This is a genomic window from Streptococcus sp. HMSC077D04 (assembly GCF_001808785.1).
Taxonomy (GTDB): Bacteria; Bacillota; Bacilli; order Lactobacillales; family Streptococcaceae; genus Streptococcus; species Streptococcus mitis_BX.
The window spans coordinates 16,980-38,259 of the sequence record NZ_KV794475.1; the positions used below are offsets into that span (position 1 = coordinate 16,980).

Genomic DNA, 21,280 nt, shown 5'->3' on the forward strand with positions numbered 1-21,280 from the left:
CTTTTATGTATTATTTTATTCCAGCTTGGTATGGTTCAGAAAGAACATGGCATGCAACTATCACTCCATGGTACTTTTCTCATTTTCGTCTAGAGTTTGATGATACCTTTCATCAGATTCGACTCCTGCAAAGGCAAGATATAGATTCTCGACTATTAGTATTAGCTTACCAGCCTCATCTACGTTATTTTTTACATAGACATGGGGTGTTAGAAACGGATACTTATTCCGTTTTTGATGTTATGCAAGATTTTCATAATCCCCATACCCAAGTTTTAAGCATTCGAGATATTGAGTGGGATAATGACTGTGAATTTATTTATAGTCCCTTTACGATTATCGTTCAAAAAAATGGGAAGAAATTTGCTAAGGTTGAACATGGGGTTGAAGGTTTCATCAGTGATATACAGTATTTTGAACCGAATGGTCAAATACATATGCACTATATCATGGATGATCGTGGATTTGTATCGAGCGTTATCTTTTTTGAAGATGGGCAAGCGGCCTATCAAGAATATTTGAATCCCAAGGGAGTGTGGCAATTTAGAGAGCGTTTAAAAGAAGGCGGGCGGGTAGAAGTCAATCCAATTTTTGGTTATCGCTTTAAAGCGCTCATCTATCAAGACATGGGAGATTTGGTGACAGAATTTTTTGAGAATTATCTGCAAAAATATGTGAAGGATCAGGATATTTTTATGCTTCCTTCTCATCCTCACCATGACCAGCTAGTATTAGACCGTTTACCTAGTGCCAATCCTAAACTGTTGAGTCTTTTCATTGGGCGTAATCCTCAAGACACCTTTAGAGATTTAGATTCAACTTTTGAAAAATCAGATTTGATTTTGGTGGATAGAGAGGATAGTTTACGATTGTTGCAGGAGTTGTATCCTGAACGAATGCATCAATTTTATCATTTATCATCATTTGACACCCGATTACGATTGGGGAGAAGTCAAACTAAGAAAGAATCCATCATATATTATCAACTGGATTTTGAGCAGGGAATTGATAATCAAGCTCTACTTCAAGTCTTGGCCTTTGTCGCTGAAAATAAAGATACTGAGGTGATTTTTGGAGCCTTTGCTGCTAGTCAGGAGCAAATGAATGAGGTTGAAAGGATTGTTGAGTCTTTCATCCAAGAAAACATTCAATTCGAAAGTCTGGGAAAGGCACTTGATTATGGTGATGCAGAAAATCCTCTGGAAGAAAATCAACACCAGGACTTACGCATACAGTTTGTCAATTTGAATGATGAGTTAGATTTGATAAAAACACTAGAATTTGTCCGTTTGATTGTGGATTTAAATAGACAGCCTCATCTCTACACACAGATAGCTGGTATTAGTGCAGGAATTCCTCAAATCAATCTAGTTGAAACCGTCTATGTTGAACATTTAAAAAATGGTTATTTGCTGACAGATGTGACAGAATTTTCTAAGGCTGCACATTATTATACAGATAGGTTGAAAGAGTGGAATGAGTCCTTGATTTATTCGATTGATAAGATTAAGGAGCACACAGGACAACAATTTCTTGAAAAATTAGAGAAATGGATAGAGGGGGCTCGACATGTCAAAAGGTCTTAAAATTTTACAAATAGGACTTGATAACTGGTCTCATCAATATGAAATCCCAGAAAATATGGACTGGTATTTTGTTTGCCCTCGGTCTTCTAAGGCATTGCGCAAGATGATCGAGATAGATACTATCAGTCGTTTTCAAGCTGTTTTGATTGAAGATGGGAACTCTTTAACAGATGTCCTTGAGTTTACCAATTTTTTCGAACCTCATGGTCTTTTTTATAATCAGGATTTTAAGACGACAGATCCCCTTCTTTTAGATATATTAAAAAAACAATGTGCACAGCCCGTAGATTTTTCGGATCCGCAGGCTTTATTGCAGGACCTATCCACTTCTCTTTTTAGTGGGGGATATGGGGATAAATTATTTCCGTCAAATATTCAAATTCATTCTTCTTTTGAAGGCTCTATATCTTATCAAGGATTGGAGCATGTAATGATAGAAGGTGATTTTGGAACGAACTTTCATCAATTGGCCTGTTGGTCTCATAATTTTATGGTTTATAAAAATTTGCCTATAGAATTATGGCTAGAGTATGAAAAACAGGGGAATTGTGAGTTTAGGTTTATAGTCCGAAAGATAATTGAAGGGAATATAGACCATTTTTTTGAAGAAGAAGTTTATACTGAAGCAGATTTGGAAAAAGCTATCGTTATAGATAGTATAGATACTAATTTTTTGATATTTTTATCTGTTGAAGCAAGAGGTCGTGGAACTATCAAACTAGGTAATCTTCACCAACGTTGGAGTCGAAAACAATTTGGTAAGTTTGTGCTTGGTGGGAATATCTTACATGATTCCAAACGTGATGAAATAAACTATTTCTTCCATCCAGGTGATTTTAAGCCTCCTTTAGCTGTCTATTTTTCAGGTTATCGACCTGCAGAAGGATTCGAGGGCTACTTTATGATGAAAACCCTAGGATGTCCCTTCATTTTATTTTCTGATCCACGTTTAGAAGGGGGAGCTTTTTATCTAGGAACAGATGAGCTAGAGGGAAAGGTCAAAGAGACGATTGCTCACTATCTTGATTATTTAGGCTTTGATCGAAAGGATTTGATTTTATCAGGTCTTTCTATGGGAACGTTTCCGGCTCTCTATTATGGTGCTTCTTTTGAACCTCATGCCATCATAGTCGGTAAGCCCTTGGCTAATTTAGGAACCATAGCTAGCCGTGGACGTTTGGACGCACCGGGTGTCTCTAACTTGGCTTTTGATTGTTTAATTCACCATACAGGTGGGAGAAGTTCGCAAGATATGACGGAGTTGGATCAGCGTTTTTGGAAAATATTTAAACAAGCAAATTTTTCAAAGACAACCTTTGGTTTGTCCTATATGAAAGATGAAGAAATGGATCCTCAGGCTTATGAGAATCTAGTTACTTATTTATGTAATACAGGTGCCAAGATTTTATCTAAAGGAACTGCTGGACGACACAATGATGATACAGATACCAATATTGCTTGGTTTCTTCACTTTTATCGAATGGTACTAGCAAGTGATTTTGGAAGGGAGAAAGAATGATTATTACACAGAGACAGTCTATTCATTGGGGAGAAGTTGGCGGGACTTATATGTACGGGTCAACTGTATCTTATTACCCTGACAAAAGTGTCCGTCTGTATAATCCTCTATTGCCATCTGGTGAAATTCTCAAGACTTGGTTTTCTAGTGTCAATTACCAGGCTGCACGGACTCAGCCCCAGCTTCCCTTACTAAAAAGAAATCAGGAGTATCAACTATCACTAGTTTTTGATTGTCAGCCTGAAAATGGAGTTTATACCAAGATAACTTTTTTTGACCGCTATGGTGATATTTTAGAAGAAAAGGTAGAAAAAGTGAAAGATTTCATATTTACTTATCCAGAAGATAGTTATACTTATCAAGTTTCTCTTTTAAGTGCTGGTTTTGAATCCATAACTTTTTATCATTTTTCTATCAAGGAGATCAGAAGTGTTTAGACGTTTAGGTCAAGATTTCCAGCTTAGGAAAGTGAAAAAGATTTTAAAGAGGATTAATAGCTTAAAAGACAAGATGTCCTCTCTTTCGGATCAAGAATTAGTCGCTAAAACAGTGGAGTTTCGTCAGCGTCTTTCCAAAGGAGAAAGTCTAGATGACCTTTTAGTAGAAGCTTTTGCTGTGGTGCGTGAAGCGGACAAACGGATTTTAGGGATGTTCCCCTATGATGTTCAGGTCATGGGAGCTATTATCATGCACTACGGAAATGTTGCTGAGATGAACACTGGTGAAGGGAAAACCCTAACAGCCACCATGCCGGTCTATTTGAACGCTCTTTCAGGAGAAGGTGTGATGGTTGTTACGCCAAATGAGTATTTATCAAAACGTGATGCAGAGGAAATGGGACAAGTTTATCGTTTCCTAGGCTTGACCATTGGGGTACCATTTACAGGGGATCCAAAGAAGGAAATGAAAGCTAAAGAAAAGAAGCTTATTTATGCTTCGGATATCATTTACACAACCAATAGTAATTTAGGTTTTGATTACCTAAATGATAATCTGGCTTCGAATGAAGAAGGTAAGTTTTTGCGACCTTTTAACTATGTCATCATTGATGAAATTGATGATATCTTGCTTGATAGTGCACAAACTCCTTTGATTATTGCGGGTTCTCCCCGTGTTCAGTCTAATTACTATGGGATCATTGATACACTGGTGACAACGCTGGTCGAGGGAGAAGATTATATTTTCAAAGAGGAGAAGGAGGAGGTCTGGCTTACTACTAAGGGGGCCAAGTCTGCTGAAAGTTTCCTAGGAATTGACAACTTATATAAGGAAGAACATGCGTCCTTTGCTCGTCATTTAGTTTATGCGATTCGAGCCCATAAACTTTATACTAAAGACAAGGACTATATCATTCGTGGAAATGAGATGGTATTGGTGGATAAGGGGACTGGCCGTTTAATGGAAATGACCAAACTACAGGGAGGTCTTCATCAGGCCATTGAAGCCAAAGAACATGTGAAGTTGTCTCCTGAAACGAGAGCCATGGCTTCCATCACCTATCAGAGTCTCTTTAAGATGTTTAAAAAAGTATCTGGGATGACGGGGACAGGAAAGGTAGCAGAAAAAGAATTTCTTGAGACTTATAATATGGCCGTTATTCGGATTCCAACCAATCGTCCTAGACAACGGATTGATTATCCCGATAATCTCTATGTGACTTTACCAGAGAAAGTTTATGCGTCTTTGGAATACATCAAAGAGTATCATGCTAAGGGGAATCCCTTACTGGTTTTTGTAGGTTCAGTAGAAATGTCTCAGCTTTATTCATCGCTCTTGCTTCGTGAGGGAATAGCTCATAATGTCCTCAATGCTAATAATGCTGCGCGTGAGGCCCAAATTATCGCAGAATCAGGCCAGATGGGGGCCGTAACAGTTGCAACATCTATGGCAGGACGCGGTACCGATATCAAACTTGGTAAGGGAGTCGCTGAACTTGGTGGCTTGATTGTCATTGGAACAGAGCGGATGGAAAGTCAGCGGATCGACCTTCAAATCCGTGGCCGCTCTGGTCGTCAAGGAGATCCAGGTATGAGTAAGTTTTTTGTATCACTGGAAGATGATGTTATCAAGAAATTTGCTCCATCTTGGGTTCATAAGAAGTATAAAGATTATCAAGTTCAAGATATGACGCAACCAGAAATTCTCAAAGGTCGTAAGTATCGTAACCTGGTCGAAAGGGCTCAGCATGCCAGTGATAGTGCTGGACGTTCGGCACGCCGTCAGACTCTAGAATATGCTGAGAGTATGAATATTCAACGGGATATGATTTACAAGGAACGCAATCGTCTAATAGATGGTTCTCGTGACTTAGAAGATGTAGTTTTGGATATCATCGAGAGATATACAGAAGCGGTAGCGGCTGAACACTATGCCAGTCGTGAATTACTGTTTCACTTTATTGTTACCAATATCAGTTTCCATGTAAAGGAGATTCCAGATAATCTAGACCTATCTAATCAGAAACAAGTCCGCAACTTTATTCAACAAGTTGTGAATAGAGAACTCTCTGAAAAGAAGGAATTACTGGAGAAACACGACTTGTATGAACAGTTTTTACGACTCTCCATGCTCAAGGCTATTGATGACAACTGGGTAGAGCAGGTAGACTATCTACAACAGTTATCTATGGCTATAGGTGGTCAGTCTGCTAGTCAGAAAAACCCGATTGTAGAGTATTATCAAGAAGCCTACGCGGGATTTGAAGCTATGAAAGAACAAATCCGTGCGGATATGGTTCGTAATCTCCTGATGGGCTTGGTTGAAGTCACTTCTAAGGGTGAGATTATGACTCATTTTCCATAAGAGGAGAAAATATGACAATTTATAATATAAATTTAGGACTTGGATGGGCTAGTAGCGGTGTTGAATACGCCCAAGCATACCGTGCTGGTGTTTTTCGGAAATTAAATCTGTCCTCTAAGTTTATCTTTACAGATATGATTTTAGCGGATAACATTCAGCACTTAACAGCCAATATTGGTTTTGATGATGAGCAAGTTATCTGGCTTTATAATTACTTTACAGATATCAAGCTTGCACCGACTAGCGTGACGGTTGAGGATGTTTTGTCTAAGTTTGACGGTGTTGAAAGTCGTAGAGAAAAGAATGGCAAGGTTTTGCGTGTCTTCTTTTCTGACCAAGATAAGTTTGTTACCTGTTATTTGGTTGATGAGGACAAGGACTTGGTCCAGTATGTAGAGTATGTTTTTAAAGGAAATTTGATTCGAAAGGATTACTTTTCTTATACGCGTTATTGTAGCGAATATTTTGCTCCCAAGGACAATGTTGCGGTCCTATACCAACGAACTTTTTACAATGAAGATGGGACTCCAGCCTATGATATCTTGATGAATCAAGGGAAGGAAGAAATTTATCGTTTTAAGGATAAGATTTTCTATGGGAAACCAGCTTTCATGCGTGCTTTTATGAAATCCTTGAATTTGAACAAGTCTGATTTGGTCATTCTGGATAGAGAGACAGGTATTGGACAGGTTGTGTTTGAGGAAGCACAGACAGCACATCTAGCGGTAGTTGTTCATGCGGAGCATTATAGTGAAAGTGCTACAGACGATGACTATATCCTTTGGAATAATTACTACGACTATCAGTTTACCAATGCAGATAAGGTTGACTTCTTTATCGTATCAACTGATAGACAAAAGGAAGTGTTGCAAGAGCAATTTGCCAAATACACCCAGCACCAACCAAAGGTTATTACCATTCCTGTAGGAAGTATTGATTCCTTGACCGAGTCAAGTCAAGGACGTAAGCCTTTTTCATTGATTACTGCTTCACGTCTTGCCAAAGAAAAACACATTGATTGGTTGGTCAAGGCAGTTATTGAAGCTCGTAAGGAAATTCCTGAATTAACCTTTGATATTTATGGTAGCGGCGGAGAAGATTCTCTTCTTAGAGAAATTATTGCTAGTCATAAGGCAGAGGACTATATTCAACTCAAGGGGCATGCGGAACTTTCGCAGATTTATAGCCAGTATGAGGTCTACTTGACAGCTTCAACCAGCGAAGGCTTTGGTTTGACCTTGATGGAAGCTATTGGTTCAGGCCTTCCTCTAATTGGTTTTGATGTGCCTTATGGCAATCAGACTTTTATAGAGGATGGGAAAAATGGTTATTTGATTCCAAGTTCATCTGACCATGTGGAAGATCAAATCAAGCAAGCTTATGCGACTAAGATTTGTCAATTGTATCAAGAACATCGTTTGGAGGCTATGCGTGCTCATTCTTACCAGATTGCAGAAGGCTTCTTAACCGAAGAAATTTTAGAAAAGTGGAAGAAAACAGTAGAGGAGGTGCTCCATGATTGAACTTTATGATCGTTATAGTCAGGAAAGTCGAGATTTACATGAAAGTCTAGTCGCTACTGGTCTTTCTCAACTTGGAGTGGTCATCGATGCAGATGGTTTTCTGCCTGATGGTCTGGTTTCTCCTTTTACCTATTATCTAGGCTATGAAAAGGGAAAACCTCTCTATTTCAACCAAGTCCCTGTTCCAGCTTTTTGGGAAATTTCAGGCAATAATCAGTCTGCTCGTATTGAAGATATGACGCAGGAGAGAGCTCTTATTCATTATGCTGATGGAATGCAGGCTCGCTTGGTAAAACAGGTAGATTGGAAAGACCTGGAAGGTCGAGTCCGTCAGGTTGACCATTACAATCGCTTCGGAGCTTGCTTTGCTACAACAACCTTTAGCGCAGATAGTGAGCCGGTGATGACGGTTTACCAAGATGTCAATGGTCAGGAAGTTTTACTTGAAAACCATGTGACGGGTGATATATTATTGACCTTACCTGGTCAGTCCATGCGTTACTTTGCAACTAAGGTTGAATTTATCACCTTCTTTTTGCAAGATTTGGAAATAGATACAAGTCAGCTTATCTTTAATACTCTAGCGACTTCTTTCTTGGTTTCCTTCCATCATCCAGATAAATCTGGCTCAGATATCCTGGTTTGGCAGGAACCTCTTTATGATGCTATTCCAGGCAATATGCAGTTGATTTTGGAAAATGATGATGTGCGTACTAAGAAAATCATTATTCCCAACAAGGCGACTTATGAGCGCGCTTTAGAGTTGACTGATGAGAAATACCATGATCAGTTTGTGCACTTGGGTTACCATTACCAGTTTAAACGCGATAATTTCCTAAGACGAGATGCCTTAATCTTGACTAATTCAGATCAGATTGAGCAAGTAGAAGCAATCGTAGAAGCCTTGCCTGATGTTACTTTCCGTATCGCAGCGGTGACAGAGATGTCTTCTAAGCTCTTAGACATGCTTCGCTATCCTAATGTGGTCCTTTATCAGAACGCTAGTCCACAGAAGATTCAGGAGCTCTATCAACTGTCGGATATTTACTTGGATATAAACCACAGCAATGAGTTGTTGCAGGCGGTGCGTCAGGCCTTTGAGCACAATCTCTTGATTCTTGGATTTAATCAGACAGTGCACAATAGACTCTATATCGCTCCTGATCATCTATTTGAAAGTAGTGAAGTTTCTGCTTTGGTTGAGACCATTAAACTGGCCCTTTCAGATGTTGAACAAATGCGTCAGGCACTTGGCAAACAAGGCCAACATGCCAACTATGTTGACTTGGTGCGATATAAGGAAACCATGCAAACCGTTTTAGGAGGCTAACATGTCAGACGAAGATTTATTTTACAAAGACGTTGAAGGTCGTATGGAAGAGTTGAAACAAAAACCGATCAAGAAAGAAAAAGAAACCCGAGGGGAAAAGATTAGTAAGATTTTTTCACTCATCTTGGGTTTAATGATTCTGATTGGTTTACTCTTTACCTTGCTAGGGATTTTGAGGTAGGCCTATGACTGATATTCTGATTGTTTTAGCTATTATCCTCTCTCTTGCTTTGATTGTATTGGTAACCATACAACCTCGTCAAAATCAACTATTTTCCATGGATGCCACCAGTAATATTGGAAAACCAAGCTACTGGCAGAGCAACACCCTGGTAAAGGTCTTCACTTTATTGGTGAGTTTAGCCTTATTCATCCTACTATTAACCTTTATGGTGCTAACTTACAAATAAAAGAAAACTCCAGATTTTCACTTTTTGTGATTGGTCTGAAGTTTTCTTTTTTACTGTCCATATTTTTTGTAAAAGTCAACTTTTACTTGGATGAAGGTTTTGGCTTCACGTAGGAGTTGGAGAAGGGTGGCTCGGGTTTCAAATTCTTCTCTTGTCTTGGGCAGACTGCGATTACGGAAGACTTCCAGATAACGTTCAATTTCATCTAGTAAATCAGAAGCAGGATTGGTCTGGCTTAGTTGACCGGCAATTTTTGAAAAGAGTTGGGCTAAAATTAGGCTCTCACTGGCAGCTAGGTGACAGGTGTTGATTTGCTGGGCCATATTTCGCAGGATACGACTTTGTCGCTGTCTCATCTCAAAATAGTGGATATGGTAGTCCGTCTGGTGAAAGAGGTGGTCTGAGTGATCCAAATAGACTAGTTTGAGAGCTTCTTCCAAAAGGGTGTCTAATTCGTCAACTAACTGTGCTCGGTTGCGTCCATCCCCTCTGGATAAATAATATTTGAAGCGTTGAAGGATATCTTTTAACTTTTCTTCTACCAATGTGTGGTAGTGATGAATTTCCTCTTCTCGTGAAGGCATATAGAGATTAACCAGTAAGGCAAATCCTGTACCGATAGCAAAGAGAAGGAATTCATTGACTAGAAGGTCTGGAGAGGTTGATTTTTGCACCAAGAGATGGCTAACCAAAACGCTACTTGGTGTGATGCCAATTTCCCATCCCATCTTGTAGGCTAGAGGCACATAGAGGGCTAGATAGAGGCCAAGGCTCCATATATGAAATCCGCTCAAGTGAAAAGCCAGAACTCCGATAATCAAAGCTAGAAGCATGGAAAAGAGGCGATTTCGGGCCAGTTTTAAGGTACTTCTACGGGTATCGGATAGGCTCAAGAGGGCGATGATTCCAGCCGAGACAGCTGAGGAGAGATTGAAAAAATAAGCAAGAAGGCAGGAAAGGCAGGTAGCTAAGATGAGCTTGGTCGTACGTTGGCTAATAGACATAAGGATTTCCTAGTAAGTTAGATAAAAGCGGAAAAGACAAGACCTGAGCAGGCTTGTCTTTATGAGTTATTTCTTACGGGCTGCTGCGTATTCGGCAACAGCTGTGAAGAGGACATCTGTAGAAGAGTTGAGGGCTGTTTCACATGAGTCTTGAATGACACCAATCACAAATCCAACCCCAACAACTTGCATGGCAATATCGTTAGAAATACCGAAAAGGCTACAAGCAACTGGGATAAGAAGGAGGGAACCTCCCGCAATACCAGAAGCACCACAGGCAGAGATTGCTGCTACTACACTGAGGACAAATGCTGTCGCAAAGTCAACAGGAATGCCGAGAGTATTTACTGCAGCAAGGGTTAAAACGTTAATGGTAATCGCTGCTCCGGCCATGTTGATAGTAGAACCGAGTGGGATAGAAACCGAATAGGTATCTGGATCTAGTCCAAGGTCGTGACAAAGTTTCATATTGACAGGAATGTTGGCCGCAGAACTACGAGTGAAGAAGGCTGTCACACCACTGACACGCAAACATTTCAAAACGAGGGGATAAGGATTTCTCTTCATAAAGAGGAAGGCAATTAGTGGATTGACTACCAGAGCCACAAAGAACATAGTTGTCACCAAGAGGGCAAGCAAGATTCCGTAGTTAGCGAGACTGCCGATTCCCTTGTCAGAGATGGTTTTGAAGACAAGACCAAGGATACCAAATGGAGCTAGGTTGATGATCCATTCGACAATCTTAGAAGTCACATCAGCCATAGTTTTCAGCAATTCTTTACTGTTTTTGCTGGCCTCTCTCATAGCAATACCGAAAACAACTGCCCAAGACAGGATACCGATGTAGTTGGCTGTGACAAGGGCATTGACTGGATTGTCAACCAGTTTGAGCAAGAGGTTGCTGAGGACCTGGCCAATCCCATCTGGTGGTGCGATTTCTGTATTGGCACTATTTAAGGTAATCTCAACAGGGACAATGAAACTTGCTAGGACAGCAACAAGTGCCGCTGCAAAGGTTCCCACTAAGTAAAGGAAAATAACTGTTTTCATATTGCTATCTTGTCCCTTTTGATGTTGGGAAAGGGCGTTAGCAACGAGGGCAAAGACTAGAATAGGTGCGATGGCTTTTAGACCGCCAACAAAGAGATCTCCGAGTAGACCAATTCCTGAAATGTTAGGAAGTGTCAGTCCTAGGGTTCCTCCAATAAGCATACCAATCAAAATCCGTTTGATTAGGCTTGCCTTATTCCAAGCATGAATGAATTTTTTCATAACAACCTCCTTAGTTGTGTAATGTTTATGATTATAGTATAAATATGAACTAAAATCAAGAATTTTCTGTCTATTTTGGCTATTATTTTTGAATATTTATGGAGATTCATCACTTGTGAAAGTATGGTATAATAAATGAAAGGAGTTTTCTATGAAAGAATTTATTCAAACCTACCTCAATAAGCTTGATATAACAACGATTATTGAGAATATCTTGACCAAGGTACTTTCTCTGTTATTTCTATTTTTGCTATTCTACATAGCTAAAAAACTGCTTCATACAATGGTGCAGAGAATTGTCAAACCTTCTCTAAAAATGTCTCGTCATGATGTCGGGCGCCAAAAAACCATCTCACGTTTATTAGAGAATGTGTTTAATTATACCCTTTATTTCTTTTTGCTTTATTGTATCTTGTCTATTTTGGGTTTGCCAGTTTCTAGTTTGCTTGCTGGAGCTGGGATTGCTGGGGTGGCTATTGGGATGGGAGCCCAAGGTTTTCTGTCTGATGTCATCAATGGCTTTTTCATCCTCTTTGAACGTCAACTGGATGTAGGAGATGAGGTTGTTCTGACAAATGGTCCTATTACTGTATCGGGCAAGGTGGTTAGTGTTGGCATTCGAACAACGCAACTCAGAGGAGAAGACCAGGTTCTGCACTTCGTTCCCAATCGGAATATCACCGTCGTCAGCAATTTCTCTCGGACAGACCAGGCCTGAAATTTTAGCAGATTTATGGTACAATAGAAAGAGTTTAATAAAGGAGAAAAGATGGTTTTAGAAAAGCAGTTGGGCAATGGTTGTACCTGGATAGACCTTGATGTGGATAAGATTAAAAATATGGAAGATCTTTCTGACATCTATGGATTGGACAAGGAAACCATTGAGTATGCTCTGGATAGAAATGAACGAGCTCATATGGATTATAACCGTGAAACGGAGACGGTAACCTTTATTTATAATGTTCTTGATTTAGAAAAAGACAAAGAATATTATGAAGCGATTCCCATGACCTTTATCGTCGAAAGACAACGAATGATTACCATCAGCAACCATAAGAATGCTTATGTCATTGATCAGATGTCAGCTTATCTGGATAGCCATGAGTCGCTTTCTATTTACAAGTTTCTCTTTGCTGGTTTAGAGATTATCAGTAACGCTTATTATCCTGTCATTGAAGAGATGGATAAAAGTAAGGACGAAATTAGTGCCTTGCTACGTCAAACTACAACAAAGAAAAATCTCTTCGCCCTCTCTGACTTGGAGACTGGTATGGTTTACTTGACAGCAGCAGCAAAACAAAATCGACTCCTCTTGGAACATATCCAGGGCCATGCTCTTTATCGGAGATTTAATGATGTCGAACGAGAGCAGTTTGATGATGCCATGATTGAAGCCCATCAGTTGGTGTCTATGACAGACTTGATTTCTCAAGTCTTGCAACAACTCTCAGCTTCTTACAACAACATCCTAAACAATAACTTGAATGATAGTTTGTCAATTTTGACTATTATCTCCGTCTTACTAGCAGTACTTGCAGTTATTACAGGTTTCTTCGGAATGAATGTTCCTCTACCATTTACAGAAGAGCCAAATGCTTGGATTTATATCTTAATGACTAGCTTGATTTTATGGGTGGCCTTATCTCAATGGCTGAAGAAAATTACTAGAAAATAAAAGAAAAGGAGCCAAAATGGTGATTGAAAACTACATGCCAGACTTTGCTGTGGAAGCAGTCTATGATCTGACAGTCCCAAGCCTGCAGGCGCATGGGATCAAGGCTGTTTTGGTCGATTTGGACAATACCCTCATTGCTTGGAACAACCCTGACGGGACGCTAGAGATGAAGCAATGGCTACATGATCTTCGGGACGCGGGCATTCGCATCATTGTGGTATCAAATAACACTAAAAAACGCGTCCAACGAGCAGTTGAGAAATTTGGGATTGACTACGTTTATTGGGCTCTGAAGCCCTTCACATTTGGGATTGATCGTGCCATGAAGGAATTCCACTATGATAAAAGCGAAGTGGTCATGGTTGGCGACCAGCTCATGACAGATATTCGAGCAGCCCACCGTGCTGGCATTCGCTCGATTTTAGTCAAACCCTTGGTCCAACATGACTCGATCAAAACGCAAATTAACCGAGCTCGTGAGCGCCGTGTGATGCTAAAAATCACTGAAAAGTACGGACCGATTACATATAAAAAAGGAATTTAACTATGGAAGAAATTCTCTGTATTGGTTGTGGAGCAACCATTCAGACGACAGACAAGGCTGGTCTTGGATTTACCCCCCAGTCGGCACTTGAAAAAGGTTTGGAGACTGGCGAAGTCTATTGCCAACGCTGTTTCCGTCTCCGCCACTACAATGAAATCACGGATGTCCAGTTGACGGACGATGATTTCCTCAAGCTCTTGCACGAGGTGGGAGACAGTGATGCCTTGGTGGTCAATGTCATTGATATCTTTGATTTTAATGGCTCTGTTATCCCAGGATTGCCACGTTTTGTCTCAGGCAATGATGTCCTCTTGGTTGGAAATAAAAAAGATATCCTCCCTAAGTCAGTTAAGCCTGGTAAGATTAGCCAGTGGTTGATGGAACGTGCCCACGAAGAAGGACTTCGTCCAGTCGATGTCGTCCTAACTTCAGCACAAAACAAACATGCCATCAAGGAAGTCATTGACAAAATCGAGCACTACCGAAAGGGCCGTGATGTCTATGTGGTCGGTGTGACCAACGTTGGAAAATCAACTCTTATCAATGCCATTATCCAAGAAATCACGGGTGATCAGAATGTCATCACGACTTCGCGCTTCCCAGGGACAACCTTGGACAAAATCGAGATTCCGCTTGACGACGGATCTTATATCTACGATACACCGGGAATCATCCACCGTCACCAGATGGCCCACTACTTGACGGCCAAAAACCTCAAGTATGTCAGCCCTAAAAAGGAAATCAAGCCTAAAACCTACCAGCTCAATCCTGAACAAACCCTGTTTCTAGGTGGTCTCGGACGCTTTGACTTTATTGCAGGAGAAAAGCAAGGTTTTACAGCCTTCTTTGACAATGAACTCAAATTGCATCGTACTAAGCTAGAAGGAGCTAGTGCTTTCTACGACAAGCACCTTGGAAGCCTTCTCACTCCTCCAAATAGCAAGGAAAAAGAAGATTTTCCAAAACTAGTCCAACATGTATTTAACATTAAGGAAAAGACAGACCTAGTCATCTCTGGACTCGGCTGGATCCGTGTAACAGGCACAGCCAAAGTCGCCGTCTGGGCACCAGAAGGCGTCGCCGTCGTCACACGAAAAGCAATTATTTAAACTAAAATCACTGAGCGAACAAAGTGAGCTCATAAAAAGATAGTTATTGCCGTGGGATCTTGCCAATCTGTAGATTGGCAAGGGGCACAATTGAGACCAAGGCTCAATTGTGAGGTCAGGAAATCCATTTTCCAAAGATGAGATCTTTGAAAAATTAGTTCCGACCGTCCCTCACCACCTAAAATAACTATCAAAAAAACAAGGAAGAAATTATGTCATTAACCTCAAAACAACGTGCCTTCCTCAACAGCCAGGCACACACCCTCAAACCCATCATCCAAATCGGAAAAAATGGACTCAACGACCAAATCAAAACCAGCGTCCGTCAAGCTCTTGATGCCCGTGAATTGATCAAGGTGACTCTTTTGCAAAACACAGATGAAAATATCCACGAAGTAGCTGAAATTTTAGAAGAAGAAATCGGTGTGGATACAGTCCAAAAAATCGGACGCATCTTGATTTTGTTTAAACAATCTAGCAAGAAAGAAAATCGTAAGATTTCTAAGAAAGTCAAAGAAATCTAAGACCGAAACTCCAAATAACTGTTTTTACAGAGAAATAAAGGAGACTAGCCTATGGCAATCGAACTATTGACTCCCTTTACCAAGGTAGAGTTGGAGCCAGAAATCAAGGAGAAAAAACGCAAACAAGTCGGGATTTTAGGGGGGAATTTTAACCCTGTTCACAATGCCCATCTCATTGTTGCGGATCAAGTACGGCAGCAGTTGGGACTGGATCAAGTTCTGCTCATGCCTGAATACCAACCTCCTCATGTAGATAAAAAGGAAACAATCCCTGAACACCATCGTCTCAAGATGCTTGAGTTGGCTATTGAGGGGATTGAAGGACTAGCTATTGAAACCATTGAGTTGGAGCGCAAGGGTATTTCCTACACCTACGACACCATGAAAATCTTGACAGAGCAACATCCTGACACGGATTACTACTTCATTATCGGGGCGGATATGGTAGACTATCTGCCTAAGTGGTACCGAATTGATGAGCTGGTCGACATGGTTCAGTTTGTAGGGGTTCAGCGCCCGCGCTACAAGGCTGGAACTTCCTATCCAGTTATCTGGGTGGATGTGCCTCTCATGGATATCTCATCCAGCATGGTGCGTGACTTCATTGCTCAAGGTCGGAAACCCAACTTTCTCCTACCACAGCCGGTGCTAGACTACATCGAGAAGGAGGGGCTCTACTGATGGCCTATCAAGACTATATCAACTGCTCCCGTGAGGCTTTGTTGGAAAAAATGGCAGAGCTTCTGCCTGAAAAACGCTTAACCCATTGCTTGGGTGTGGAGCGTGCAGCCATAGAACTGGCTCAGCGCTTTGGAGTCGATGTCGAGAAAGCAGGTCTTGCAGGCCTTCTTCATGACTATGCTAAAAAGCTGTCAGATCAGGATTTTCTAGACTTGATTGACCGTTATCAGCTAGACCCTAACCTCAAAAACTGGGGCAATAATGTCTGGCATGGTATGGTCGGCATCTACAAGATTCAGGAAGATTTGAACTTGCAAGATTCTGAAATCCTGCGAGCTATTGAAATCCATACAGTTGGGGCTGGTCAGATGACAGATCTTGATAAGATAATCTATGTCGCAGACTATATCGAGCACAATCGTGTCTTTCCAGGAGTGGATGTAGCACGTGAGATTGCTGAGCTATCGCTCAATAAGGCAGTGGCCTACGAAACAGCTCGAACTGTGGAGCATCTAGCTCATCAGAGATTCCCCATCTATCCCCAAACCCTTGAAACCTATAACGCCTTTGTGCACTATTTGAAAGAGGACTAAATGAAGACGGCTTTTATAATCATTGATGTTCAGAATATTTTAGTGGAAACCGGTTTTCAGACAAATAGTCTATTGGAAAAAATTTCTTATTTACAAAATCAGGCTAGAAGTAAGAATATAGAAATTATCTATGTTCAACATATTGAGAATCCTGAAGCCCAAACATCAGAAGATTGGCAGTTATCTGCGCTTTTAAATCGAAAACCTGATGAAAAGGTCTTTCAGAAGAAGTATAATAGTATTTTCAAAGAAACTGGTTTAAAAGAATACTTGGATAAACAGGGGATTGAAAAATTAGTCTTATGTGGCATGCAGACAGAATATTGTGTGGATACCTCTGTCAAGGTCGCCTTTGAATATGGCTATAAGCTTATTATTCCAGAAGGTGCTGTCACAACCTTTGATGGGAATGATATTCCAGCAGAAACGATAAATGAATTTTATGAGGACATTTGGGAGGGGCGCTTTGCAGATGTCCTAGATTACAAACATATTTTCTAGAAAGAGGACTAAATGAACGAAAAAGAATTACTAGAACTAGTCGTGAAAGCGGCGGATGAGAAACGTGCAGAGGATATCCTTGCACTTGATGTACAAGATTTGACCAGTGTGACAGACTATTTTGTTATTACTAGCTCAATGAATAGCCGTCAGTTGGACGCTATCGCTGATAATATCCGTGAAAAAGTAGCTCAAGCAGGCTTTAAAGGTAGCCATGTTGAAGGCGATGCGGCTGGAGGTTGGGTCTTGCTGGACCTTGGTGCTGTCGTTGTGCATGTCTTTTCAGAGGAAATGCGTGCCCACTATAATCTGGAAAAACTATGGCATGAGGCGGATTCTGTAGACGTATCTGAAACTCTGGCGTAGAAGATGAACTCAGTTGTAGTCAACTGGGTTTCTTTGCTTATTTTAGAAGAAAATTGATAGAAAGGTGAGGGCGAGTGGTGTTTGCCATGTAGGCTCTTGGTATCATGTTTTATGGCAACTTATGAAACTTTTGCGGCGGTCTATGATGCGGTCATGGACGATAGTTTATACGACAAATGGACGGATTTTTCTCTGCGTCACTTGCCTAAGACCAAGGAGAGAAAGAAACTCTTGGAATTGGCTTGTGGGACAGGAATTCAATCGGTGCGCTTCTCTCAGGCTGGTTTTGATGTAACTGGACTTGATTTGAGTGGGGATATGTTGAAGATTGCCGAGAAGAGAGCTTCTTCAGCCAAACAAAAGATTGATTTTATTGAAGGCAATATGCTGGATTTGTCCAAGGCAGGTCAATACGACTTTGTCACGTGTTACTCGGACTCAATCTGCTACATGCAGGATGAGGTGGAAGTAGGTGACGTCTTTAAGGAAGTCTATAATGCTCTCAATGAAGACGGTGTATTTATCTTTGATGTGCATTCAACCTACCAGACAGATGAAGTATTCCCGGGTTATTCTTACCATGAAAATGCGGAAGATTTTGCCATGCTCTGGGATATCTACGAGGATGCAGCGCCCCACTCTATCGTTCATGAGTTGACTTTCTTTATCAAGGAAGAGGATGGGTCCTTTAGTCGCCACGATGAAGTGCATGAGGAGCGGACTTATGAGGTCTTGACCTATGATATTTTGCTGGAGCAGGCTGGATTTAAGTCTTTCAAACTCTATGCAGACTTTGAGGACAAGGAGCCGAGAGAGACAAGTACCCGTTGGTTTTTTGTGGCGCAGAAGTAGGAGATCACTATGACCATCACAGGTATTATTGCGGAGTTCAATCCTTTTCATAATGGGCATAAATACCTGCTGGAACAGGCAGAGGGACTGAAAATCGTAGCCATGTCTGGAAATTTCATGCAACGTGGAGAGCCTGCTATTGTGGATAAGTGGGCACGGGCCCAGATGGCGCTGGAAAATGGAGCGGATCTGGTAGTGGAATTACCCTTTTTAGTCAGTGTTCAGGCAGCAGATTTCTTCGGTCAAGGAGCTGTGGATATCTTGGCTCGGTTGGGCATTGATACTCTAGCATTTGGGACGGAGGAAGTTCTGGATTATCAAAAAATCGCTGACTTATACACAGAGCAAGGTGCTGAGATGGAGAAGTTTGTGGAAAATCTGCCTGATTCCCTTTCCTATCCCCAGAAAACCCAAGCCATGTGGAAGGAATTTGCAGGTCTTGATTTTTCAGGCAATACGCCCAATCATGTCCTTGCTCTGGCTTATGTCAAGGCAGTTGCAGGACGAAACATCAAGCTTGAGCCAATTCAGCGTCAGGGAGCGGGTTATCATTCTGTGGACAAGGATGTGGACTTTGCTTCGGCGACAGCCCTTCGTCAGCACAAGAGGGACAAAGATTTCTTAGAACGCTTTATGCCTTCTGTTGCCCTCTTTGAGCAGGAAAGAAAGATGAGCTGGGATGACTATTTTCCCTTGCTCCGCTATCAAATCTTGTCCAATCCAGATCTAACCACTATCTATCAGATCAATCAGGAAATGGCAGTGCGCATTAAAGAGGCTATTAAAACAGCCCAGTCTGTGGAAGAATTGGTCGAGTTAGTGACTACCAAACGTTACACCAAGGCGCGTGTCAGACGCCTCTTGGCCTATATTTTGGTGCAGGCTAGAGAAGGTGACTTGCCAGAAGCCATTCATGTCCTTGGATTTACTGAAAAAGGCAGGCAACACCTCAAGTCCTTGAAGGGACAGGTCAATCTAGTCAGCCGAATTGGTAAAGAACCCTGGGATGCCATGACTCAAAAGGCAGACCAGATTTATCAACTTGGAAATCCAAGTATAGCAGAGCAGAATTTTGGAAGAGTTCCGATTAGAATAGAATCAAACTAAGTCTACTGAAAGGTAGGCTTTTTTATTTTAGAAATTTTAGATAGCCAATTGAAGATAAAATCTTTGGAAAATGATAGACTTCCTAAGGTAAAAAATCAGTGAAAAATTTTAGTATAATAACTAGATTCTTGTCCCTTGAATCCGCTTTATGCTTGTCATTCTGTGGTATAATCATGATAATATAGATTAAAAGGGGGATATATGAAAAATATAATGATGAGGATTCTTAATTTTTTTATGAATTTCAAATTATTGAAATATTTATTGAAAAGACCATCATGGAGTAGTAATGTTAGAATTGTCGAATGGTACAAAATATTTATAGCCAGCATATGGGTACTGTATCTTGCGCTTGAGATTGAACAATTTAAACGTTTTGCTTTACCTATATATAAATTTGTATCTAATTATAATTTTTTAAAAGATATTATTTCAATTTTGTATGTGAATCGTGTAATAATATTGTTAGCACTGACTATACCAACAATACTATTCTGGTTTTTAGACATAATTTTTAAAAAAGTTAGTTATAAGAAACTAGATCCAGAGCTATTTCCAGAATATGACTTGGATGACCATCCTTATCAAACACGTCTGGTTGAGTTTTTAAATAGTTCAGACTCTATTCATAATGTCTTCTGGTTGGATGGTTCTTGGGGGAGTGGGAAAACATTTTTTATAAAGACATTTTTTGAAAATCAAATTTATAAAAAGAAAGAAATCTACTATATTTCCTGCTTTGGGATAAAAACAAGAGAGCAAGCCGAGAAAATATTGATCAATGAAATAGAAAAACAATCCACACTCGGAAATTTGGACTTTATTCCACTTGTTGGAGGGGTTTTTAAATGGTTCTTTAAAACAGTTGGGACGGATTTGATGAAGCGAGATTCTATCATTATTTTCGATGATTTTGAACGGGTTTCATATGCAGAAACATCAGATAACTCTTCAGATTACAATGATTTATTGGGCTATATTGACTATCTTTCTGAGAATAAAAGATTTAAAATTATTGTAATTTTGAATCTTAAGGAAATAGGGGCAGCACAAAAGCTCATTTATAGTAAATTTAAGCTAAATCTAAATAAAATGGTATCTGCGGAAGAAGTCGTAGATAATATTTTGAAAAAGAGTAAATTGAGAGATGATGTCTTTGGAAAAATGTTATCATTGATTTTTAAAATTTATTATGTAGATATAGGTGAAAGAGTTGTAGAAGAGAAAAATAAAGATTCAAAACTAAGTTTGAGAGAGTTCCAGAAGTTGTTAGAAGAACTTTCAAATATAACTGATAATAATGAGAAAGCAGACTACATTATCAAGTGGATGAATGGTTGGGAAGAAACTGATAGTATTCTAGTATTATTTTTTGAATGTTATATGTATTTTTATGGGATAGACAAGTATGACAAGTTATTTGAGTCTGACGGATATTTTCATTTTGAAATGTTAGCAAAGATTGTAGATTTTAATATTGAGGATCTTATAGCAATTTCATATGGTCTTTCGAACGTAGATGGAAAATTATATAATAAGAAAAAGGCCTATCTTTCTCAACTTTTATCGTGTTTATGGAAGATAGGGCTAAGAAATTTATTTTTATCAGAAAAAACTAAGAAGGTATTTTATAGTAAATATGATCATTCTAGTTATGAAATAGAGGAGCGTCTAGTTGAAATATACTATGATGTTTTAGACAAGAATATAAAAGATGATTATCGAATTAATAACATAGAGAAATTAGAAGATCCAGAATATCAGAACTTTATAAAGAAATACCTACTTTTGGAATCGAAGGGACAAATTACAATTAATCAAATTTCACTAGATAAATTAATACAATAGAGCTTAGAAGTAGATGGCTCTTTGTCTAAAATTC

22 protein-coding genes are annotated in these 21,280 nt (G+C 40.0%); 20 read left to right on the forward strand and 2 right to left on the reverse strand.

Annotated features, from left to right (window positions below; all coding sequences use genetic code 11):
- Nucleotides 1-5 precede the first annotated feature (5 nt).
- The 8 genes from asp1 to HMPREF2701_RS01135 are packed head-to-tail and all read left to right on the forward strand — an operon-like array spanning nucleotide 6 to nucleotide 9,170.
- On the forward strand, nucleotides 6-1,586 hold the full coding sequence (gene asp1 / locus HMPREF2701_RS01100) for an accessory Sec system protein Asp1 (RefSeq protein ID WP_070481834.1): 1,581 nt from the start codon (nucleotides 6-8) through the stop codon (nucleotides 1,584-1,586).
- Nucleotides 1,570-3,105 carry an accessory Sec system protein Asp2 gene (asp2, locus tag HMPREF2701_RS01105; RefSeq protein WP_070481836.1) on the forward strand — a complete coding sequence of 512 codons (1,536 nt, stop codon included), beginning with the start codon at nucleotides 1,570-1,572 and terminating at the stop codon, nucleotides 3,103-3,105. Before asp1 ends, asp2 begins: the two co-directional genes overlap by 17 nt.
- Nucleotides 3,102-3,542, forward strand: coding sequence for an accessory Sec system protein Asp3 (asp3, locus tag HMPREF2701_RS01110; RefSeq protein ID WP_004260817.1), 441 nt, complete (start codon nucleotides 3,102-3,104; stop codon nucleotides 3,540-3,542). The genes asp2 and asp3 overlap by 4 nt, the downstream gene beginning before the upstream one ends.
- Nucleotides 3,535-5,907: an accessory Sec system translocase SecA2 gene (gene secA2 / locus HMPREF2701_RS01115; RefSeq protein ID WP_070481838.1), complete on the forward strand. Its 2,373-nt coding sequence runs from the start codon at nucleotides 3,535-3,537 to the stop codon at nucleotides 5,905-5,907. Before asp3 ends, secA2 begins: the two co-directional genes overlap by 8 nt.
- Before the next feature lie 11 nt (nucleotides 5,908-5,918).
- Entirely contained in the window at nucleotides 5,919-7,430 is a 1,512-nt protein-coding gene (gene gtfA, locus HMPREF2701_RS01120; RefSeq protein WP_049488415.1) for an accessory Sec system glycosyltransferase GtfA, read from the forward strand.
- Nucleotides 7,423-8,760, forward strand: a complete 1,338-nt coding sequence (gtfB, locus tag HMPREF2701_RS01125) for an accessory Sec system glycosylation chaperone GtfB (protein WP_049488412.1) — start codon at nucleotides 7,423-7,425, stop codon at nucleotides 8,758-8,760. The genes gtfA and gtfB overlap by 8 nt, the downstream gene beginning before the upstream one ends.
- 1 nt (nucleotide 8,761) lies before the next feature.
- Entirely contained in the window at nucleotides 8,762-8,941 is a 180-nt protein-coding gene (asp4, locus tag HMPREF2701_RS01130; RefSeq protein WP_049488410.1) for an accessory Sec system protein Asp4, read from the forward strand.
- A 4-nt stretch (nucleotides 8,942-8,945) separates the two neighbouring features.
- Nucleotides 8,946-9,170, forward strand: a complete 225-nt coding sequence (locus HMPREF2701_RS01135) for an accessory Sec system protein Asp5 (RefSeq protein ID WP_049488409.1) — start codon at nucleotides 8,946-8,948, stop codon at nucleotides 9,168-9,170.
- Nucleotides 9,171-9,220: 50 nt separating this feature from the next.
- On the opposite strand, the gene HMPREF2701_RS01140 is transcribed toward HMPREF2701_RS01135, so the two are convergent.
- Complete coding sequence (locus HMPREF2701_RS01140) at nucleotides 9,221-10,174, reverse strand: aromatic acid exporter family protein (protein ID WP_070481840.1); 954 nt, start codon at nucleotides 10,172-10,174, stop codon at nucleotides 9,221-9,223.
- Nucleotides 10,175-10,240: 66 nt separating this feature from the next.
- A complete protein-coding gene (sstT, locus tag HMPREF2701_RS01145) occupies nucleotides 10,241-11,446 on the reverse strand; it encodes a serine/threonine transporter SstT (protein ID WP_049488407.1) in 1,206 nt (401 codons plus the stop codon).
- Between the two features lie 151 nt (nucleotides 11,447-11,597).
- On the opposite strand from sstT, the gene HMPREF2701_RS01150 reads away from it, so the two are divergent.
- From HMPREF2701_RS01150 to HMPREF2701_RS01205, 12 genes are all read left to right on the forward strand, one after another.
- Nucleotides 11,598-12,164 carry a mechanosensitive ion channel family protein gene (locus HMPREF2701_RS01150; protein ID WP_061590246.1) on the forward strand — a complete coding sequence of 189 codons (567 nt, stop codon included), beginning with the start codon at nucleotides 11,598-11,600 and terminating at the stop codon, nucleotides 12,162-12,164.
- A 51-nt stretch (nucleotides 12,165-12,215) separates the two neighbouring features.
- Nucleotides 12,216-13,121, forward strand: coding sequence for a magnesium transporter CorA family protein (locus HMPREF2701_RS01155; RefSeq protein WP_000242267.1), 906 nt, complete (start codon nucleotides 12,216-12,218; stop codon nucleotides 13,119-13,121).
- 16 nt (nucleotides 13,122-13,137) lie between these two features.
- A complete protein-coding gene (locus HMPREF2701_RS01160) occupies nucleotides 13,138-13,665 on the forward strand; it encodes a YqeG family HAD IIIA-type phosphatase (protein ID WP_070481842.1) in 528 nt (175 codons plus the stop codon).
- Nucleotides 13,666-13,667: 2 nt separating this feature from the next.
- A complete protein-coding gene (gene yqeH / locus HMPREF2701_RS01165; RefSeq protein WP_070481844.1) occupies nucleotides 13,668-14,774 on the forward strand; it encodes a ribosome biogenesis GTPase YqeH in 1,107 nt (368 codons plus the stop codon).
- A 212-nt stretch (nucleotides 14,775-14,986) separates the two neighbouring features.
- A complete protein-coding gene (yhbY, locus tag HMPREF2701_RS01170) occupies nucleotides 14,987-15,298 on the forward strand; it encodes a ribosome assembly RNA-binding protein YhbY (RefSeq protein ID WP_000060169.1) in 312 nt (103 codons plus the stop codon).
- A gap of 51 nt (nucleotides 15,299-15,349) precedes the next feature.
- Nucleotides 15,350-15,979 (forward strand): nicotinate-nucleotide adenylyltransferase, encoded by a 630-nt coding sequence (locus HMPREF2701_RS01175; protein ID WP_009729842.1) that lies wholly within the window; start codon nucleotides 15,350-15,352, stop codon nucleotides 15,977-15,979.
- A complete protein-coding gene (gene yqeK / locus HMPREF2701_RS01180; protein WP_070481846.1) occupies nucleotides 15,979-16,572 on the forward strand; it encodes a bis(5'-nucleosyl)-tetraphosphatase (symmetrical) YqeK in 594 nt (197 codons plus the stop codon). Before HMPREF2701_RS01175 ends, yqeK begins: the two co-directional genes overlap by 1 nt.
- Nucleotides 16,573-17,073: a cysteine hydrolase family protein gene (locus tag HMPREF2701_RS01185; RefSeq protein WP_070481848.1), complete on the forward strand. Its 501-nt coding sequence runs from the start codon at nucleotides 16,573-16,575 to the stop codon at nucleotides 17,071-17,073. It abuts the gene before it with no gap.
- Nucleotides 17,074-17,085: 12 nt separating this feature from the next.
- Entirely contained in the window at nucleotides 17,086-17,439 is a 354-nt protein-coding gene (rsfS, locus tag HMPREF2701_RS01190; RefSeq protein WP_070481850.1) for a ribosome silencing factor, read from the forward strand.
- A 111-nt stretch (nucleotides 17,440-17,550) separates the two neighbouring features.
- On the forward strand, nucleotides 17,551-18,291 hold the full coding sequence (locus tag HMPREF2701_RS01195; RefSeq protein WP_070481851.1) for a class I SAM-dependent DNA methyltransferase: 741 nt from the start codon (nucleotides 17,551-17,553) through the stop codon (nucleotides 18,289-18,291).
- A gap of 9 nt (nucleotides 18,292-18,300) precedes the next feature.
- A complete protein-coding gene (locus HMPREF2701_RS01200) occupies nucleotides 18,301-19,398 on the forward strand; it encodes a nucleotidyltransferase (protein ID WP_070481852.1) in 1,098 nt (365 codons plus the stop codon).
- A gap of 201 nt (nucleotides 19,399-19,599) precedes the next feature.
- Nucleotides 19,600-21,246, forward strand: a complete 1,647-nt coding sequence (locus HMPREF2701_RS01205) for a P-loop NTPase fold protein (protein ID WP_061590240.1) — start codon at nucleotides 19,600-19,602, stop codon at nucleotides 21,244-21,246.
- Nucleotides 21,247-21,280 lie beyond the last annotated feature (34 nt).

Bases quoted from the DNA above. Each gene is read 5' to 3' on its own strand.
- yqeK (WP_070481846.1), top strand. From the start codon at position 15,979: ATGGCCTATCAAGACTATATCAACTGCTCCCGTGAGGCTTTGTTGGAA.
- HMPREF2701_RS01160 (WP_070481842.1), top strand. From the start codon at position 13,138: ATGGTGATTGAAAACTACATGCCAGACTTTGCTGTGGAAGCAGTCTAT.
- rsfS (WP_070481850.1), top strand. From the start codon at position 17,086: ATGAACGAAAAAGAATTACTAGAACTAGTCGTGAAAGCGGCGGATGAG.
- HMPREF2701_RS01195 (WP_070481851.1), top strand. From the start codon at position 17,551: ATGGCAACTTATGAAACTTTTGCGGCGGTCTATGATGCGGTCATGGAC.
- HMPREF2701_RS01140 (WP_070481840.1), bottom strand. From the start codon at position 10,174: ATGTCTATTAGCCAACGTACGACCAAGCTCATCTTAGCTACCTGCCTT.
- HMPREF2701_RS01150 (WP_061590246.1), top strand. From the start codon at position 11,598: ATGAAAGAATTTATTCAAACCTACCTCAATAAGCTTGATATAACAACG.
- HMPREF2701_RS01135 (WP_049488409.1), top strand. From the start codon at position 8,946: ATGACTGATATTCTGATTGTTTTAGCTATTATCCTCTCTCTTGCTTTG.
- asp4 (WP_049488410.1), top strand. From the start codon at position 8,762: ATGTCAGACGAAGATTTATTTTACAAAGACGTTGAAGGTCGTATGGAA.
- HMPREF2701_RS01205 (WP_061590240.1), top strand. From the start codon at position 19,600: ATGAAAAATATAATGATGAGGATTCTTAATTTTTTTATGAATTTCAAA.
- yhbY (WP_000060169.1), top strand. From the start codon at position 14,987: ATGTCATTAACCTCAAAACAACGTGCCTTCCTCAACAGCCAGGCACAC.
- sstT (WP_049488407.1), bottom strand. From the start codon at position 11,446: ATGAAAAAATTCATTCATGCTTGGAATAAGGCAAGCCTAATCAAACGG.
- HMPREF2701_RS01155 (WP_000242267.1), top strand. From the start codon at position 12,216: ATGGTTTTAGAAAAGCAGTTGGGCAATGGTTGTACCTGGATAGACCTT.
- gtfB (WP_049488412.1), top strand. From the start codon at position 7,423: ATGATTGAACTTTATGATCGTTATAGTCAGGAAAGTCGAGATTTACAT.
- asp3 (WP_004260817.1), top strand. From the start codon at position 3,102: ATGATTATTACACAGAGACAGTCTATTCATTGGGGAGAAGTTGGCGGG.
- HMPREF2701_RS01185 (WP_070481848.1), top strand. From the start codon at position 16,573: ATGAAGACGGCTTTTATAATCATTGATGTTCAGAATATTTTAGTGGAA.
- asp1 (WP_070481834.1), top strand. From the start codon at position 6: ATGTATTATTTTATTCCAGCTTGGTATGGTTCAGAAAGAACATGGCAT.
- yqeH (WP_070481844.1), top strand. From the start codon at position 13,668: ATGGAAGAAATTCTCTGTATTGGTTGTGGAGCAACCATTCAGACGACA.
- HMPREF2701_RS01175 (WP_009729842.1), top strand. From the start codon at position 15,350: ATGGCAATCGAACTATTGACTCCCTTTACCAAGGTAGAGTTGGAGCCA.
- asp2 (WP_070481836.1), top strand. From the start codon at position 1,570: ATGTCAAAAGGTCTTAAAATTTTACAAATAGGACTTGATAACTGGTCT.
- gtfA (WP_049488415.1), top strand. From the start codon at position 5,919: ATGACAATTTATAATATAAATTTAGGACTTGGATGGGCTAGTAGCGGT.
- HMPREF2701_RS01200 (WP_070481852.1), top strand. From the start codon at position 18,301: ATGACCATCACAGGTATTATTGCGGAGTTCAATCCTTTTCATAATGGG.